The sequence below is a fragment of the Aerococcus sanguinicola genome (assembly GCF_008726925.1).
Classification (GTDB): Bacteria; Bacillota; Bacilli; order Lactobacillales; family Aerococcaceae; genus Aerococcus.
This window is the reverse complement of record NZ_VYWO01000001.1, coordinates 758,256-775,103: the sequence shown is the minus strand read 5'-3', so window position 1 is coordinate 775,103 and position 16,848 is coordinate 758,256. Positions and strand designations below refer to the sequence as shown.

14 protein-coding genes are annotated in these 16,848 nt (G+C 47.5%); 11 read left to right on the top strand and 3 right to left on the bottom strand.

Going from position 1 to position 16,848, the window contains the following annotated elements; translation table 11 throughout:
* Positions 1-51: 51 nt before the first annotated feature.
* From F6I03_RS03690 to F6I03_RS03680, 3 genes are all read left to right on the top strand, one after another.
* Positions 52-996 (top strand): hypothetical protein, encoded by a 945-nt coding sequence (locus tag F6I03_RS03690; protein ID WP_070431104.1) that lies wholly within the window; start codon positions 52-54, stop codon positions 994-996.
* 48 nt (positions 997-1,044) lie between these two features.
* Entirely contained in the window at positions 1,045-1,740 is a 696-nt protein-coding gene (locus tag F6I03_RS03685; RefSeq protein ID WP_070431105.1) for a zinc metallopeptidase, read from the top strand.
* A gap of 84 nt (positions 1,741-1,824) precedes the next feature.
* Positions 1,825-2,541 carry a DUF975 family protein gene (locus F6I03_RS03680; protein ID WP_070431106.1) on the top strand — a complete coding sequence of 239 codons (717 nt, stop codon included), beginning with the start codon at positions 1,825-1,827 and terminating at the stop codon, positions 2,539-2,541.
* A gap of 98 nt (positions 2,542-2,639) precedes the next feature.
* Here F6I03_RS03680 and F6I03_RS03675 read toward each other — a convergent pair whose 3' ends face one another.
* Positions 2,640-3,983, bottom strand: a complete 1,344-nt coding sequence (locus F6I03_RS03675) for a glutamine synthetase family protein (protein ID WP_210383794.1) — start codon at positions 3,981-3,983, stop codon at positions 2,640-2,642.
* 266 nt (positions 3,984-4,249) lie between these two features.
* Between F6I03_RS03675 and F6I03_RS03670 the strand changes: the two genes are divergently transcribed.
* The gene (locus F6I03_RS03670) at positions 4,250-4,861 is read left to right on the top strand and encodes a cyclodeaminase/cyclohydrolase family protein (RefSeq protein ID WP_083290577.1); all 612 of its coding nucleotides are present in this window, start codon (positions 4,250-4,252) and stop codon (positions 4,859-4,861) included.
* Between the two features lie 76 nt (positions 4,862-4,937).
* On the opposite strand, the gene glnA is transcribed toward F6I03_RS03670, so the two are convergent.
* Both glnA and F6I03_RS03660 read right to left on the bottom strand, forming a co-directional pair.
* Positions 4,938-6,278, bottom strand: a complete 1,341-nt coding sequence (gene glnA / locus F6I03_RS03665) for a type I glutamate--ammonia ligase (RefSeq protein ID WP_070431109.1) — start codon at positions 6,276-6,278, stop codon at positions 4,938-4,940.
* A 228-nt stretch (positions 6,279-6,506) separates the two neighbouring features.
* Complete coding sequence (locus F6I03_RS03660; protein WP_070431110.1) at positions 6,507-7,673, bottom strand: pyridoxal phosphate-dependent aminotransferase; 1,167 nt, start codon at positions 7,671-7,673, stop codon at positions 6,507-6,509.
* A gap of 416 nt (positions 7,674-8,089) precedes the next feature.
* Between F6I03_RS03660 and tyrS the strand changes: the two genes are divergently transcribed.
* The 7 genes from tyrS (at position 8,090) to asnB (ending at position 16,835) form a co-directional block, all read left to right on the top strand.
* Positions 8,090-9,352 carry a tyrosine--tRNA ligase gene (tyrS, locus tag F6I03_RS03655; RefSeq protein WP_150983066.1) on the top strand — a complete coding sequence of 421 codons (1,263 nt, stop codon included), beginning with the start codon at positions 8,090-8,092 and terminating at the stop codon, positions 9,350-9,352.
* Positions 9,353-9,711: 359 nt separating this feature from the next.
* A complete protein-coding gene (locus F6I03_RS03650; protein ID WP_070431112.1) occupies positions 9,712-10,251 on the top strand; it encodes a C40 family peptidase in 540 nt (179 codons plus the stop codon).
* Between the two features lie 159 nt (positions 10,252-10,410).
* Positions 10,411-12,414 carry a methionine--tRNA ligase gene (gene metG, locus F6I03_RS03645; RefSeq protein ID WP_070431113.1) on the top strand — a complete coding sequence of 668 codons (2,004 nt, stop codon included), beginning with the start codon at positions 10,411-10,413 and terminating at the stop codon, positions 12,412-12,414.
* A gap of 134 nt (positions 12,415-12,548) precedes the next feature.
* Positions 12,549-13,346: a TatD family hydrolase gene (locus F6I03_RS03640; protein ID WP_070431114.1), complete on the top strand. Its 798-nt coding sequence runs from the start codon at positions 12,549-12,551 to the stop codon at positions 13,344-13,346.
* A 4-nt stretch (positions 13,347-13,350) separates the two neighbouring features.
* Complete coding sequence (gene rnmV, locus F6I03_RS03635; protein ID WP_070431115.1) at positions 13,351-13,935, top strand: ribonuclease M5; 585 nt, start codon at positions 13,351-13,353, stop codon at positions 13,933-13,935.
* Complete coding sequence (rsmA, locus tag F6I03_RS03630) at positions 13,932-14,816, top strand: 16S rRNA (adenine(1518)-N(6)/adenine(1519)-N(6))-dimethyltransferase RsmA (RefSeq protein ID WP_070431116.1); 885 nt, start codon at positions 13,932-13,934, stop codon at positions 14,814-14,816. The genes rnmV and rsmA overlap by 4 nt, the downstream gene beginning before the upstream one ends.
* A 99-nt stretch (positions 14,817-14,915) precedes the next feature.
* Positions 14,916-16,835 carry an asparagine synthase (glutamine-hydrolyzing) gene (gene asnB / locus F6I03_RS03625; protein ID WP_070431117.1) on the top strand — a complete coding sequence of 640 codons (1,920 nt, stop codon included), beginning with the start codon at positions 14,916-14,918 and terminating at the stop codon, positions 16,833-16,835.
* Positions 16,836-16,848 lie beyond the last annotated feature (13 nt).

Below are 16,848 nucleotides of genomic sequence, written 5' to 3'. Positions count from 1 at the left end.
CAGAGAGTAAAATGATTATAATGAAAGCAAAGTGAGCGAAGGAGAGAAAATATGGGAAGACATTCATCTAATCAAAAACGTGTGTGGCGCCTGGCTTATGCCCTGGCTTTGACAGGATTGGGCTATGCTTACCATGCCCTAAGTCAGGGGCGGAGTGTGAGAAGTAAGCTCCTGAGTGACAAACATAAATTAGCCCAGGCCAAGGATTACTGGCAAAGCTCGGACCAAGTCCAAGAAAAACTTAGCCGTCAAAGCAAGGAATTAGGAGATGGCTTGTTGGATCCTGACCAAGCTGCCCGTTATAATATGGACCTGAAGCAGACAGAGGCTGGCCCTTATTATGAAATGCTTGGAGCCAACAGCCAAGGAGGGCCCGCCCTTATCTACTGGCATGGCGGTAAGCGGGTTAAAGCGGTTACTGACCGGGAGTGGCACTTCTTAAAGCAAGTGGTTGACCGCCTCCAGCTGCGCTGCTATATCCCGGTCATCCAGCCCTTAACCCTAAGAAAAGTCGATGCAGAGGCTGACCGACTGAAGGAGCTCGTCCAAGAGATTTTAAGGGATAAAGACGTGCATGCATTTCATTTCCTTGCTAGTGAGTCAGGGGCAGTCTTTTCCCTGGCCCTAGCTCCCTACTTCCAAGAAGGCTTAGAAGGGCAAGTCCTCCTCTCCCCCTGGTTCGCCAGTGGAGGGGCTGAGCTGGGAGGGGGACTAGAGGACCAAGTGATGGAAGAAGCCTTTGACGCAGAAGCCCTTGACGCCCTGCTAGACCAAACAGAATTCAGCCGGGAACCGGCAACGGACTTTATTGTTGGCACTGAGGATAGTGAGCAAGCGGCTAGTCTTCGAACCTACCGGCGTTTGCGGGCTAAGGGGGTAGCTTGCCGTTTTTATCGTTTCGATTTAATGCCAGCTGATTTCTACCTCTATGCCATGCCTGAACAAGAGGAAGTCATGGATTTACTAGATGAGCGATTGAAAGAGTCGTTAAATTGACCAAAATTCGTTATACTAGTAGAAAGATTGATGAAGGAGTGATATCGGATGTTTTTCCCTTTTTTTGACCGAACGATTATCCTTGTCCTAATTGGGATGGGGATCGCAGCCCTGGCTAGTGCTAATGTGAACCGGACCTTTCGTAAATATAGTAAGTATCAGAATGAACGGGGCTTTACAGGACGTGAGGTGGCGGAGTATATTCTCCAGCAGTCAGGCATTCATGACGTGCAAGTCGAAGGCGTTGCCGGCGAGCTCACTGACCACTACGACCCCCGAGGCAAGGTGCTCCGTCTATCGGAGCCTGTTTACAATAAGACTTCCGTGACGGCTATCGGTGTGGCGGCCCATGAGTGTGGCCATGCAGTCCAGGATGCCAAAGATTATAGCTTCATGCGCTTTAGGGAGCGCCTGGTACCAGTTGTTAACTTTGGTTCCAGTGCGTCTTTTCCTATCCTTATGCTGGGTGTCCTCTTTGGTATGAATAGCTTCCTGATTAAATTAGGGATTGTACTTTTTGCCCTAACCCTAGTCTTTCATTTAGTGACCCTGCCCGTTGAATTCAATGCCTCTAACCGGGCTTTAACGATCTTAGAAGAGGGGCAGATCTTATCGGCGGCTGAGCTGCCCTATGTGAAGAAGACCCTGCGTGCAGCGGCTTACACCTATATCGCAGCAACCTTAGCTTCTGCCCTCTCCCTTTTACGAATTATCCTCTTATTTGGCGGTAATCGCGATGACTAGGAGGATTTGTTTAAGAAATAAGCCTTAAGACGGAAGGCGGCAGGGGCTTAATTTGCTATAGTAAGTTAAAAAGGAGGTTCTAGAGTGGAAATCGCTGACATGAAGGAGCAGGCGAGACAAAGGATGCAGGCTAATTGGCCGCGTTACGTGATGATCAGCATCGCCTACATGCTCTTGACAACTTTTTTATCTTCAGCCCCTGCTATTTTTTGGCCCTTTGGCTTAATTTTTTCCTTTTTCCTCTATTTACTCGTCCAGGCTTGTTCCGTCGTTTACCGGCAAATTTTTTTGCAGGATTGGCGAGGTGAGGAGATCAAATGGGGCCAGACCTTGTTAAACCCTTTGATCCAGAATTTCTGGCGCTATGGGATGACTAAGCTTCTGCAATATATTTATATCTTTTTTTGGACTTGTTTATTTGTTCTTCCGGGAATCTATAAGGCGCTTTCTTACAGTATGGTGACCTTTATTTTGAATGACCAGGATGATCTGGCTTATAATGACGCGATTCGGGAAAGTGAACGGCTCATGCAGGGCGGCAAATGGGCCTATCTGCGCTTGAATTTGAGTTTTTTAGGCTGGGACCTGGTCAATCTCTTCTGTGCGGGCTTACTGACCGTCTATATCTTACCTTATCGCAGCTTAGCCCAGAGCCAATTCTATTTGACTCGCATCCAAGCCAAAGGACGGATGGGGCGCCCAGATAGTCATCAATATGCTGAATCAGATGCGCGCGGACCGCGGCCTAGCTTCCAATCTGCGAAATCCAGAGTAAGTGAAGAGGATTGGGATGATTTTTAGGGATTAACAGACTAAAAGAAGAACAAAAGCCATCAACAGGAGGGAAATTCCTTTCTGCTGATGGCTTTTCTTTTCTCGTACGATTGGTTAAGAAGTGGCTAATAGGCTTGGAAGTAATGGTCTAATTCCCACTGGGAGACTTGCATGGCATATTCATTACATTCTAAACGTTTGCTTGAAATAAAGTTATCCGTAATGTGTTGGCCGAGAGAAGACTTAACCACGTCATCAATTTCGAGTTCATCAAGGGCGTAATCTAGGGTCATTGGCAACTGTTCAATGCCAGCATCAGCTAGTTCGCTCTCAGTCATGCTATAGATATTGCGGTCGGTCGGTGCGTCAGGTTGGAGTTCGCGTTCGATGCCATCGAGCCCTGCTCCAATCAAGCTAGCCATGATTAAATAAGGGTTGGCAGAAGGATCGACGGACCGTAATTCGATACGGGTGGAATTTCCACGTGCGGATGGAATGCGGACGAGAGGCGAGCGGTTTTGTTGCGACCAGGCGATATAGACAGGCGCTTCGTAACCAGGGACCAAGCGCTTATAGGAGTTCACAATAGGATTGCCCACCGCTGTGATGGCCTTGGCATGGTCCAGAATGCCAGCCATGAATTGATAGGCTGTTTCTGATAAGCCGATTTCGTCATCAGGATCATAGAAGGCATTGCCCTGGTTATTAAAGAGCGACATATTACAGTGCATGCCAGATCCCGCAATATTAGCTACTGGTTTTGGCATGAAAGTCGCATGTAAATTGTGCTTGCGAGCAATACTCTTAACGATTAGCTTGAACATCTGAATCCGGTCACAAGCGGAAACTACGCTATCGTACATAAAGTCAATTTCGTGTTGGCCGATAGCGCCTTCATGGTGGGAAGCTTCCACTTCAAAGCCCATTTCTTCCAGGGTCAAGACAATATCGCGCCGGCAGTTCTCGCCCAGGTCAACTGGGGCCAGGTCAAAGTAGCCACCATGGTCGTTAACTTGGGTAATCGGTAGGCCGTTCTCATCACGCTTAAAGAGGAAGAATTCAGCTTCTGGTCCAAGGTTGAAGTCGGTGAAGCCCTTGGCATTCATCTTGGCGACCATCCGTTTTAAATTGCCTCGGGGGTCTCCAGGGAAGGGCCGGCCATCAGGGAGGAAGATATCACAGATCAAGATGCCAATGTGCTTACCCGATTCGGTGGTCCAAGGAAAGATCATCCAGGTATCCAGGTCAGGAATGAGGTACATGTCCGATTCTTCGATGCGTACAAAGCCTTCAATAGAAGAACCATCGAACATCATCTTATTGCTCAGTACCTTATCGAGCTGGCTAATCGGGACTTCAACATTCTTTAAGACACCGTTAACATCAGAGAAGGCCAGGCGGAGGAAGTGGACATCTTTCGCTTCGGCTTCTTCACGGATTTGATCAGCTGTAATCTTTGCCATAAAAATACTCCTATCTCTTGTTTTTCCTTTTTACCACTTACAATAGCTTCATTATGAAACATAAGAAGCAAGAATGCAATGGATAATTCACATCTCTTGTCACAAAATATTACATAAATAAAGCTGAAATATTGAGCTTTATATTATAGCTTGGGATAATTAAGTAAAAGAAGTTTTAGTGTCATATAACATCACAAAGGATTAACTTTTAAAGAAAGCGTTTTTATGATAGAATAGTTGTAAGTGAACTTTGTGAAGGGGGTCCGTTTTCAATGGATTTAAACACTTATATTGCTGATGTGGCGTCATCTAAGTCTGCGCCAGGAGGAGGCTCAGTGATTCCCTTAACGGGGGCTCTGGGTACGGCTCTAGGCTGTATGGTTCTCGAAATTACTAAAGAAAAAGTAAAAGATGCGGATATTGATCGGATTGATCAGATTCTTAAGCAAGGGCACACCTATATTGACCAGCTGAAGGACTTAAGCGAAAAAGATGCTGAAGTATCTGGCCACATGTTTGCCCAGTATGCCTTGCCTCGGGAAACGGAAGAGGAGAAAGCTCAGCGCACAGCTGCTATCCAAGAAGCCTTGTTGGGAGCCACAGAAGTGCCTCTGCAAGTGATGGAGACTAGCCTCAAGGCCATGCGCTTGTTAAAGGAAATTGCTGAAATCGGACGAAAATCGGTCTTGGCTGACGTGGAAGTAGGGGTTCAACACCTCTATACGGCCTTGCACTGCGCCAAATATAATGTCTTAGAGAATGTGAAACTGATTAAGGATGAGGACAAGGCCCAAGCCTACCAAGAGCGGGCAGACCAAGCTCTCCAAGGCTCCGAGGAAGTTAAGGAAGCGGTCTTAGCAGCAGTCGATGCTCGCCGGAGCTAGGTGAGTTTTTAATTGAAAAGATAAAGTGAAAAAAGCCTCTGAGTAAGTTAGTCGACTTACTCAGAGGCTTCTTCTATTAGTAATTTCTAAAGTAATGGTCAAGTTCCCACTGGGAGATTTGGAGGGCATATTCATTGCATTCCAAGCGTTTGCTGGAGATGAAGTTTTCGGTGATGTGTTGGCCTAGCGCCTCTTGGATGCTGGTGTCTTGTTCGAATTCATCCAGGGCATGGTCGAGCGAATTCGGTAATTGTTCAATACCAGCTTGGCGCAGTTCGCTTTCTGTCATGCTGTAGATATTACGGTCGGTCGCTTCAGCAGGCTGGAGTCCTTCTTCGATTCCTTCTAAGCTAGCACCGATGAGGGCAGCCATGATGAGGTAGGGATTAGCTGACGGATCGACGGACCGCAGCTCAATCCGAGTCGAGTTCCCGCGAGCAGACGGGATGCGGATAAGAGGCGAGCGGTTCTGAGCTGACCAAGCAATGTAGACAGGGGCTTCATAGCCTGGAACGAGGCGCTTATAAGAGTTAACCAGGGGATTACCGATGGCTGTGAGAGCTTTGGCGTGTTTAAGGATCCCTGCCATGAATTGGTAGGCGGTTGTAGACAGCCCGGTCTCGCTACTGGCTTCATAGAAGGCATTGCCTTCCTCGGTAAAGAGGGACATGTTGCAGTGCATGCCGGAGCCTGCAATATTAGCTACTGGTTTAGGCATGAAGGTGGCGTGGAGATTGTGCTTGCGGGCGATACTCTTAACAATGAGCTTAAACATTTGAATCCGGTCGCAGGCGGTCACTACGTCATCATACTTGAAGTCAATTTCATGTTGACCGATGGCACACTCGTGGTGGGAGGCTTCGACTTCAAAGCCTAGCTTTTCAAGGGTTAAAACAATATCGCGCCGGCAATTCTCGCCCAGGTCGACTGGGGCCAGGTCGAAGTAACCGCCGTGGTCGTTGACCTGGGTGGTTGGCTGGCCGTTTTCATCCCGCTTGAAGAGGAAGAATTCGGCTTCAGGTCCAAGATTGAAGGCGGTGAAACCCTTGGCATTCATTTTGGCAACCATGCGCTTGAGATTGCCTCGTGGGTCTCCAGGGAAGGGGTCGCCGTTAGGTAAGAAAATATCACAAATCAGGATAGCGATGCGCTTGCCTTCATCGGCTGTCCAAGGGAAGATCATCCAGGTATCCAGGTCAGGCACGAGGTACATATCGGATTCTTCAATGCGGACGAAGCCTTCAATGGAAGAGCCATCGAACATCATTTTATTGTCTAAGACTTTATCGAGTTGGCTGATAGGGACCTCAACATTCTTTAGGATGCCGTTGACATCAGAGAAGGCCAGGCGTAGGAAGTGAACATCTTTTGCGACAACTTCTTGGCGGATTGCTTCAGCAGTCATATGATTAGCCATTTGTGGTTCCTCTTTCTAATTCCGAGTCGTTTGATGCTTTTATTATGACTTAAATTAAAAATAAGAACAAAAAAATATTCACGCATCATGTCACTAAACATAACAATAAAAATAAGGCTTACATCGCTGCTAAACTAAGCTTTTTTAATGGAATGGCTAAATTTCTCACAAAAAAATCGTCATTTTAATCTAAAATGACGATGATACTTTAAAACTATGTTAGTAAATCTAACCCATATACCTTTGGGAAAAGTTCTGCAGCCCTGTGACTAATTTCTCTAACTTCGTCTGGCTGGCAGCAAAGGAGATGCGGATGAAACCCTCCCCAGCAGCGCCGAAGCTAGAACCCGGAATAACAGCTAATTTCTCTTCTGCGATTAGCCGGGTGACAAATTCCCAAGAGCTGAAGGGGAAGTCAGAAATATCGGCGAAGGCGTAGAAGGCTCCCTGGGTATCTGCACAGCGGATACCCTTAATCTGATTGAGCTGTGGGATTAGGAATTGCCGGCGCTGGTCGTAGGCTTGGCGCATGGCTTCTGTTGCTGCTTGGCCTTCTTCTAAGGCGAGCTGGCAGGCATCTTGGATAAATTGGGGGATGGCAAAGCCAATACCTTCCTTGAACTCTGCCATGACCTGGGCCATTTCTGGATTGGGGCAGAGGGCGAAACCACAGCGGTAACCCGTCATGGCGAAAGACTTAGAGAAGCTGTCGACGACGATGGTCTGATCAGCGTTGGCTAAGTCAGGCTGGGCGAAGCTCGCATGGGCAGACTGGGGGTAAGTCAGACTATGGTAAACTTCATCAGCTAGGATGAAAAGGTCATGGTCATGAGCAAGCTGACTAATGCCCCTGACGGTATCGGCTTCAATCACGCTACCTAGGGGATTGTTGGGCGTGTTTACGATGATGAGCTTAGTGCGGTCAGTGATGGCTGCTTCCAGGTCTGTTAGCTGGGGTTGGAAGTTGTGACTGGCCTTTAGGGGAACGAGAACGACCTTAGCCCGCATGGCTTCGACTTGGCCCAGATAATTGGGATAGTGGGGGGTGAAGATGATGGCTTCGTCTCCAGGGTTGAGAGTAGCCATGATCGTCAGCAAGCATGCCTCTGTTGCTCCGAATGAGACGACAGCTTGCTTGGCTTGGTAGCTGCTCTGATAGTGGGCGTTATAGTAGTTAACAATGGCTTCTTGGAGACCGGGTTCCCCCATATTGGGGCCATAGTAGGTGCGGTCGGCATCGATTTGTTCTTTGGCCCGGTCTTTCACGATTTGGGGCGAGGCGAAGTCAGGTTCGCCCATGGTGAAGTATTCAACATCCGAGAATTGTTGGGCATAGCGGGCGAGCTTTCGGATGGTTGAGGCTGGATAATTTTGTGCAAGATGTGATAGGTCCATGGAATCCTCCTTTTCTCTTCAAGCTTACTACAGGGCTCGATTTTTGACAAAGACTTTTGCAGCTGATTGGAAAATATTTTTATTTGGTTTGACTTTTCTTAGTGGGTCGCTTATACTAGGCCCACATAGATAAATATCGAATTGCAGTAGCCTTGGCAGATGCGAGAGAAGAGAGCTAGTGGTTGGTGGAAACTAGTCCGTCGTCAAGTGTGAATTACGGTTCCTCAGTCTAAGATATTAGGTTCATGCCCTTTAATGCATGTCGAGTGGCTAGTTCGCTAGCAAACTGGGTGGTAACACGGCAAGGTCGTCCCTAGGCTTCACAAGGAGTGAGGCTTAGGGACTTTTTTCTTGTTTAGCGTGTGCTAGGAATCGAAATATTTTGCCTGCATATTAAAACTTTAAGGAGGTTTATCATGAATATTATTGATGAATTAGAATGGCGGGGAGCCATTAACCAGCAGACGGATCCAGAGGGCTTGAGAGACTATGTTGAGAACCACAAGATTAGTCTCTACTGTGGGGTCGATCCAACGGGCGATTCGCTCCACATTGGGCACTTGATTCCTTTCATTATGTTGAAACGCTTCCAATTGGCGGGCCACCGTCCAGTCATCTTGATTGGGGGAGCAACTGGGACGATTGGCGACCCTTCAGGCAAGTCTGAAGAACGCCAACTCCAATCCTTGGACAAAGTGAATGATAACGCTCGAAAACTGAGTGAACAGATGAAGAAACTCTTCCTCAAGGATCCAGAGGCGGACTTCCGTATGGTGAACAACTACGATTGGACCAAGGATATTAGCCTCTTGGAATTCTTACGGACAGCCGGCAAACGCTTCAATGTCAACACCATGCTGGCTAAGGACATTGTGGCCTCGCGCTTAGAAGTCGGGATTTCCTTTACCGAATTCGCTTACCAAATTCTCCAATCCATGGACTTCCTCCACCTCTACCAAGAAGAGGATGTCCGTCTCCAAATTGGGGGTGCCGACCAGTGGGGGAATATTACTTCAGGTTTGGATTATATCCGCAAGGTTGAAGGGCCAGAAGCCCAAGCTTTCGGTTTAACCATTCCTCTGATGCTCAAGGCCGATGGAACTAAATTCGGTAAGACCGCTGGCGGGGCAGTATGGTTAGACCCTGAGAAGACATCACCTTATGAATTCTATCAATTCTGGGTCAACCAACAAGATGCTGATGTGGTGAAATATCTCAAGTACTTCACCTTCTTAGACCAAGAAGAGATTGCAAACTATGCCGAAAAAGTTGCCAATGAACCGGAAAAACGTGAAGCCCAGAAGGCCCTAGCAGAAGAAATGACCCGCTTCGTCCATGGGGAGGAAGGCCTAAAGGATGCCTTGGCGATTACAGATGCCCTGTTTAAGGGAGATATCAAACAATTGACTGCCCAACAGATTGAGCAAGGTTTCGGCAAGATGCCCGGTAAAACCATGCCTAAGCAAGCAGCCAATTTAGCTGTGTGGCTAGTCGATTCAGAAGTCGAAAGTTCCCGCCGCCAGTCGCGTGAAGATATTCAAAATGGCGCGATTTATATTAATGGGGAACGCATCCAAGACCTTGATTATGAAATTTCTGAAGCAGATGCGATTGAAGGGCGCTATATCGTTGTCCGCCGTGGGAAGAAGAAATACTTCCTGATTACCCTTGCGGGCTAAAAGCTTTACTGATTCTCTTCAGTGAAATACTAGGAGAGTGTGACAAAAGTCGGTTAGCCCTGAATCTGCTAACGCATACTATATCTGTAACTCGCTTCGCTTCGAACAGCTATAGCAACTGTCCGCGAATTATGGAAGAACCTTGTCAAAGGATCTTCCATAATTCGTGAAGTGGATGTCAGGGCTGACTTTTGGAGCACGTTTTTAAAGAATAGTTCGTATTCTATATAGAGGCTGGGACTTTTGTCCTAGCTTCTTTTTTAATATAAATGCAAAGGATTATTTACAGCTTCTTAACGCCAGCATGCTAGAGTGGAAGTGGTTCAGGGTGGAATACTTAAGAATTGAGGATTTCACCGATGAAGAAAATATTTACTGTTGCCTTTGTTTCACTTACTCTATTTGCTTGTCGCGAGGAGACGGTCTTTGCTATCCAAGCCCCTTCAGAATCAAGGGACCAGGAGCTTTGGTCTTGTCCCCAGCCCTGTTGTCGGTTACTGGGTCAGGTCAACTGGGAGGATGACTCGGCCCGAGATCCAGAAGCTTCTGATTTAGGGGCAGCGATTATTGCTTCGGCTGAGGCCTACTTAGGGGTGCCCTATGTCTGGGGTGGCTCGACAGCAGCTGGTTTTGATTGTTCGGGTTTGGTCCAGCAGGTCTACTTGGAGAATGGCATTCAGATTGGCCGGACCACCTATGCTCAGGAATTACTTGGCCCTCATGAAGCGATCGACCAAGCAAGGCCTGGTGGGCTTTATTTTTGGGAAGGGGAGGGCGGTGCTTACCATGTAGCGATTGCCCTAGGAGATGGGGCTTATATTCACGCGCCTCAGCCTGGCCAGTGGGTTAGCTACGGCCATGTGGATCATTTTCGACCTTCCTTCGTTATTAATCTTTAATTAGACTTACGGCAAAGAGGCTAGGACATTCGTTCTGGCCTTTTTGTGCTTGCTTTGGCCGAACAGGGGTGATCATTTATCCGGTCCCTGACTTTAAAGTCAGGGCTTATCTATGCTATACTATTAAGGAAAAACAATTAAATTAGGAGGCACTCATTCGTGGCTGAAGAAAAGAAAACATTTTACTTAACAACTCCCATCTATTATCCGAGTGGGAAATTACATATCGGCAATTCCTATTCAACCATCGTCGCAGATACACTCGCACGCTATAAGCGCTTGATGGGCTTTGATGTCTTCTTCCTGACAGGGTCTGACGAACACGGTTTAAAGATCCAACAAAAGGCGGAAGAAGAAGGAATTAGCCCCCAAGCTTATGTGGACCGGATGGCCCAAGGCATGCAAGACTTATGGAAGCGCCTGGATATCTCCAATGACAAGTTTATCCGCACAACCGATGACTATCATGAAAAAGCTATCCAAAAAATCTTCGAGCAATTGCTAGAACAAGGGGATATCTACCTAGGGGAATATGAAGGTTGGTATTCCGTTTCTGATGAAGAATACTTCACTGAAACCCAGCTGGCTGAAGTCTACCGTGATGATGACGGTAAGGTAATCGGCGGTAAGGCCCCTTCAGGCCATGAAGTGGAGTTGGTTAAGGAAGAATCCTACTTCTTCAAGATGAGCAAGTACGCAGACCGTTTGCTCCAGTATTATGAAGACCATCCAGACTTCATCCAACCCGAATCACGGAAGAATGAAATGATTAATAACTTCATCAAACCGGGTTTAGAAGACCTAGCTGTCACCCGGACCTCCTTTGACTGGGGGATTGAAGTGCCTTCCAATCCTAAACACGTGGTTTATGTTTGGATCGATGCCTTAGCCAACTATATTACAGCTTTAGGCTATGGTACGGACGATGACGCCAACTTCCAAAAATACTGGCCAGCTGATATCCATATTGTAGGTAAGGAAATTGTCCGTTTCCATACGATTTACTGGCCTATCATGCTGATGGCCTTGGACCTGCCTTTGCCTAAGAAAGTCTTTGGCCACGGTTGGTTGCTCATGCAAGATGGGAAGATGTCTAAATCTAAGGGGAATGTGGTTTACCCAGATATGCTTGTTGACCGTTATGGACTAGACGCCCTACGTTACTATCTCATGCGCGAAGTGCATTTTGGTTCAGATGGCGTCTTTACCCCGGCTAATTTCGTTAACCGGATTAACTATGATTTAGCCAATGACTTGGGCAACCTCTTAAATCGAACCATTTCCATGGTGAACAAGTACCTCGATGGCCAAGTAGGAGCTTATCCTGGACACGTCACCGCTTATGATGCGGCCCTTGAGGAAACAATCGAGAAAGGGATTGCGAGCTACCATGACAATATGGACCACCTGAAATTTAGTGTGGCCTTGGATAATGTCTGGGAAATCATCTCCCGGACCAATAAATATATTGATGAAACCATGCCATGGCTCCTAGCTAAAGAGGAGGATAAGGCAGATGAGCTCCAATCTGTGATGTATCACTTGGTGGATACCCTGCGGATGATTGCTATCCTTATCCAACCCGTGATGACTCAGACCCCGGTTAAAATCTTTGACCAGTTAGGGATTGCTGGGGAAAACCACCAATACGATGCGCTTAGCATTGGGGGCTATCCAGAAAGTGCCCATGTTGTCGCTAAGGGTGAACCCATCTTCCCACGTTTAGATAAGGACGAAGAGGTGGCCTATATCCAATCGCAAATGACTAGCTCAAGTCCAGACCAAGACGAGGCATGGGACCCTGAAAGCGTAACCTTGAATTCAGCCAAGGATAAGGCCATTAAGTTTGACCAATTTGACCGGGTGGAATTAAAGGTAGCTGAAGTGGTGGCTTGTGACTTTGTTGAAGGGGCGGATAAATTGCTGAAATTCCGCTTGGACGCCGGTGATGAAGGCCACCGTCAAATCTTATCGGGTATCCGGGAATTCTATCCTGATCCCCAAGCCTTAGTGGGCAAGAAGGTCATTATTGTGGCTAACTTGAAGCCCCGCAAGATGCGCGGTGAAATTTCACAAGGTATGATTCTTTCAGCGGAACATGACGGCGACTTATCCCTAGTATTTGCGCCTGACCATGTAGCAAACGGAAGTTTAATTGGCTAATCCTTAAAGGCTAGTCTCCGGGCTAGTAATGATTGCAAAAGAAATAAAGGTTGGACTTTGGTCTCCAACCTTTATTTATTACTTGAGGCTGGAAGCGACTTGTTTTGAAAGCTTTAGAGAAAGAAGGAAAAAAGATGCTATTTGATTCGCACACCCATCTTAATTCGAGTGAATTTGATGAGGACCGTGACCAGGCCCTGGCCAAGGCCAGAGCAGCAGGCGTAAAGGGAATGACCTTGATTGGCTCGGACCGGGCAAGTATTGACCAGGCCAATGAGATGTTGGCCCAAAATGACGACTTATTGGCAGTCTTTGGCTGGCACCCCGTGGATGCCATTGATTTTGGACCGGAAGAGGAAGCCATCTTGCGCCAGCAATTGACTCATCCTAAGGCTGTGGGACTGGGAGAGATCGGCTTAGACTTTCATTGGGATAAGAGTCCTCGAGAAGTTCAAGAAGGTGTCCTCCGCCAACAAATAGCCTTGGCACGAGAATACCAGCTGCCAGTCGTCATCCACTCGCGTGATGCTCAAGAGGCTACTTATCACATTCTTAAGGAAGAAAAGATTGGGGAAATTGGTGGCGTTATTCATAATTTTGGCGATGGGCCAGACTTGGCCAAGGCCTATCTTGACCTGGGCATGTATCTTTCTTTCAGCGGGGTGTCCACCTTCAAAAAGTCAAAAGAGGTTCGCGAAGCGGCTCGCTTATGCCCTGAAGACCGGCTCTTGATTGAAACGGATTCACCCTATCTGACGCCAGAGCCTAAGCGCGGGCAAAAGAATGGAAGCCATCTCATTCGTTATGTCTGCAACCGGCTAGCGGATGAACGGGACATGTCTTATGAAGCCTTTGCCCAATTGACTTTCGACAATGCCTGCCGCTTCTTTAATGTGACCTATAACGGGCAAAGCTTCCAGAAAAAAGGCTAAGCTCATGGCTAAGAAGAAAATTAAAGAAGTTATTGTCGTGGAGGGGCGTGATGACAGCCGTCGCCTCCAAGAAATTTTTGATGTTTATACGATTGAAACAGGAGGATCGGCCCTGAATGCCCGTATCCTTGACCAGATCCGCCAGGCCCAAGCTTTGAACGGGGTCATTGTTTTTACAGATCCGGATATTTCGGGAACTAAGATTCGTCAAAGCATCGCCTCGGCGGTGCCAGGGGTCCAGCATGCTTTCATCTCGAGAGAGGAGGCTCGTTCTTCCTCTACGCGGGCAAGTCTGGGCGTGGAACATGCTTCAGACCAGGCCATCCGCCAGGCCTTAGACCGGGTTTATACGGTGGTGGATCCAGCCGACCGAGTCGCAGCCATTGACCGCGCAGCCCTTCTTGACCTGGGCCTTCTAGGGGGCAAGGATGCCCAGCAGCGCCGGGATTATTTGGCCGAGAAACTCTATATCGGTCACAGTAATGGCAAGCAGTTGTCCAAACGCCTGCAGATGTTTCAGATTCCCCTTGAACGTGTCGCAGAAGTCATGGCCCACTATGAAGCGGACCAAGCTGAGGAGGACCTATGAAAAAGAAATTAATCGCAACCCCTTCACGTACCAATGAGATTCTCAAGCGCTACCAGCTTGAAGCCAAGAAGAGCTTGGGACAAAACTTCCTGATGGAGCCACAAGTCCTAGCCGATATGGTGGCCACAGGAGAAATCGACCAGGAGACGAATGTGATTGAGATTGGCCCTGGAATTGGCGCTTTAACAGAGGTCTTGGCCCAGGAAGCTAAGGAAGTGCTAGCCTTTGAATTGGACCAACGCCTCTTGCCAGTTTTGGCTAATGAGCTAGCGGATTATGATAATATCCATATCCGCCATGCTGATATCCTAGAAGTGGATATTAAAGCCACGGTCAGTCAATACTTCTCAGCAGATGAACGCTTGTTGGTAGTCGCCAACTTGCCTTACTATATTACGACGCCGATTATCTTTAAGCTCTTAGAGTCGGGTTTGCGCTTCGATGGCTTTGTTCTGATGATGCAAAAAGAAGTTGCCGAACGTTTGACTGCTTCACCGAATTCTAAGGCTTACGGCTCTTTAACCATTGCAATCGACTACTACTGTGAGGCCGAGATCGCCTTCACCGTACCGCGGACCGTCTTTAAGCCCCGGCCTAATGTCGATTCAGCGATCCTCTACCTGAAGCGGCGTCCCGAAGCCAAGCTCTCTGTCCAGGATGAAGACTTCTTCTTCCGTTTAGTTAGAGCAAGCTTCAAGCAGCGGCGCAAGACCTTGTGGAATAATCTTCGCCAATTCTTTGGCAAGGATCCCCAAGTTCTGAGCCGGGTCGAGGAAGCTTTGGACCAGGCGGGGATTGATCCCAAACGCCGGGCTGAAACGCTGACGATTGAAGAGTTCGCTCGCTTGAGTGATGCCTTGGTCCAAGTTGGCTGTTCTTAATTTTTACAAATCTTTTAGACTTAAAGGCCCGAGCATTGGTTATAATAGATAGACAGAAGATAGAGAAATGCGAAAAAATAAAAAAATGAGGTAATAATTATGTGTGGTTTTGTCGGATATATCTATGGTGCCGACCGTAAACTTGAAAATGACAAAGAAATACTAGATGCCATGATGGAACGAATTGTCCACCGTGGGCCAGATAGTGCAGGGGTCTATACGGATGAGGACATCTCCCTAGGCTTCCGCCGCTTGTCCATTATTGACTTGAGCGACTGTGGCAACCAACCTTTCTATAGTAAAGATGGCCGTTATGTGATGGTCTTCAATGGTGAAATTTATAACTACAAGACCTTGCGCAAGGACCTCAAGGCCAAGGGCTATGACTTCATATCAGAAACCGATAGTGAAGTGATTATCCGCGGCTTCGAAGAATATGGTGAAGATATTGTATCTAAGTTACGCGGGATGTTCGCCTTCTGCATCTGGGATACCCAAGACAAGCGTGCTCTCTTAGCGCGTGATGGATTCGGGATTAAGCCCCTCTACTATACGGACTATACGACAGATGGCAGCTTGCTCTTCGGTTCTGAGATCAAGAGTTTCCTCGACCATCCGAATTTCATCAAGGCCCTAAATAAAGAGGCTATCCGTCCTTTCTTGACCTTCCAATATAATCCTTTAGATGAAACCTTCTTCAAAGGGGTCTACAAGTTAGAACCTGCCCACTACATGCTCTACCAAAATGGCAAAATGAAGACAGTAAAATATTGGGACAAGGCCTTCCACGATGAAACCAGCGAGCCTGCCCAAGAAGACATTGACTATTATGTTGAGAAGATCAAGGATTCTGTGAATGAATCCGTGGAACTCCATGCCATGTCTGATGTGAAAGTTGGCTCCTTTTTATCGGGTGGGGTTGACTCAAGCTTAGTCACTGCCTTGCTTGACCCTCAACAGTCCTTCTCAGTAGGTTTCAAAGAATATGAAGACATGTTCAACGAGACCGTCCACGCCCAAAAATTGTCGGAACAATTGGGGATTGAGAATAAGAGCCGCTATATTTCAGGCCAAGAAGCTTTTGATCACTTAGAAGATATTGTCTACTACTTGGATGAACCGGATGCCAACTATTCGATTGTCCCCCTCTACTTCCTCAACCAATTAGCTGCAGAGAATGTTAAAGTGGTCCTATCTGGCGAGGGAGCCGATGAACTCTTCGGTGGCTATGAGTGGTACCAACCCTCTCATATTGAAACTGACTATTATAACAAGCTGCCCCTGGGGATGCGTCGCTTTATCAACCGCCTCTTACCTTCTGGGCAAAAACCTTCCCGCCTTAAACAATTAGCGGAACGGTCAGTAACCCCTGTGGAAGAGAAATTTATTGGCCAGGCTCTGGTCTTCCCCGATGCCCAAGCCAATGCCATCCTTAAAGAAAAATACCGGTCCAAACAAACATCAACAGATATCTGTGCACCTTACTATGCCCAAGTGGCTGGCCAAAGTGACCTGCAAAAGATGCAGTATTTGGACTTGAATGTCTGGATGCCAGGCGATATCTTACTCAAGGCAGATAAGATGAGTATGGCCCATTCTCTTGAACTTCGCGTACCTTTCTTGGACAAGGAAGTAATGGAGATGGCTAAGGGCATTCCAGATGAATACCGGACAACGGCCAAGCAAACCAAGGTCGCTCTGCGTAAGGCAGCTGAAGATGTCTTGCCTGAAGAGTGGGCCAAACGGAAGAAATTAGGCTTCCCTACCCCTATCCGTCACTGGTTACGGGAAGAGCCTTTCTACTCCAATATTAAGGCGATGTTTGAGAGCGATTTGGCTGCTGAATTCTTCGACCAAGAAGCGATCCTTCAATTGCTCGAGGACCACCGCCAAGAGAAGGCTGACCTCGGTCACCAAATCTATGCGGTCTATGTCTTCCTCTTATGGTATACCATCTACTTCATCAAAGACCAGGGTGCTTGCAAGACCCTAGCCCCTGAAGTATCGGATATTGCTTAAAAAGGAGCCTAAT

Bases quoted from the DNA above. Each gene is read 5' to 3' on its own strand.
- asnB (WP_070431117.1), top strand. From the start codon at position 14,916: ATGTGTGGTTTTGTCGGATATATCTATGGTGCCGACCGTAAACTTGAA.
- F6I03_RS03685 (WP_070431105.1), top strand. From the start codon at position 1,045: ATGTTTTTCCCTTTTTTTGACCGAACGATTATCCTTGTCCTAATTGGG.
- F6I03_RS03660 (WP_070431110.1), bottom strand. From the start codon at position 7,673: ATGGACCTATCACATCTTGCACAAAATTATCCAGCCTCAACCATCCGA.
- rsmA (WP_070431116.1), top strand. From the start codon at position 13,932: ATGAAAAAGAAATTAATCGCAACCCCTTCACGTACCAATGAGATTCTC.
- F6I03_RS03640 (WP_070431114.1), top strand. From the start codon at position 12,549: ATGCTATTTGATTCGCACACCCATCTTAATTCGAGTGAATTTGATGAG.
- glnA (WP_070431109.1), bottom strand. From the start codon at position 6,278: ATGGCTAATCATATGACTGCTGAAGCAATCCGCCAAGAAGTTGTCGCA.
- rnmV (WP_070431115.1), top strand. From the start codon at position 13,351: ATGGCTAAGAAGAAAATTAAAGAAGTTATTGTCGTGGAGGGGCGTGAT.
- F6I03_RS03650 (WP_070431112.1), top strand. From the start codon at position 9,712: ATGAAGAAAATATTTACTGTTGCCTTTGTTTCACTTACTCTATTTGCT.
- tyrS (WP_150983066.1), top strand. From the start codon at position 8,090: ATGAATATTATTGATGAATTAGAATGGCGGGGAGCCATTAACCAGCAG.
- F6I03_RS03690 (WP_070431104.1), top strand. From the start codon at position 52: ATGGGAAGACATTCATCTAATCAAAAACGTGTGTGGCGCCTGGCTTAT.
- F6I03_RS03670 (WP_083290577.1), top strand. From the start codon at position 4,250: ATGGATTTAAACACTTATATTGCTGATGTGGCGTCATCTAAGTCTGCG.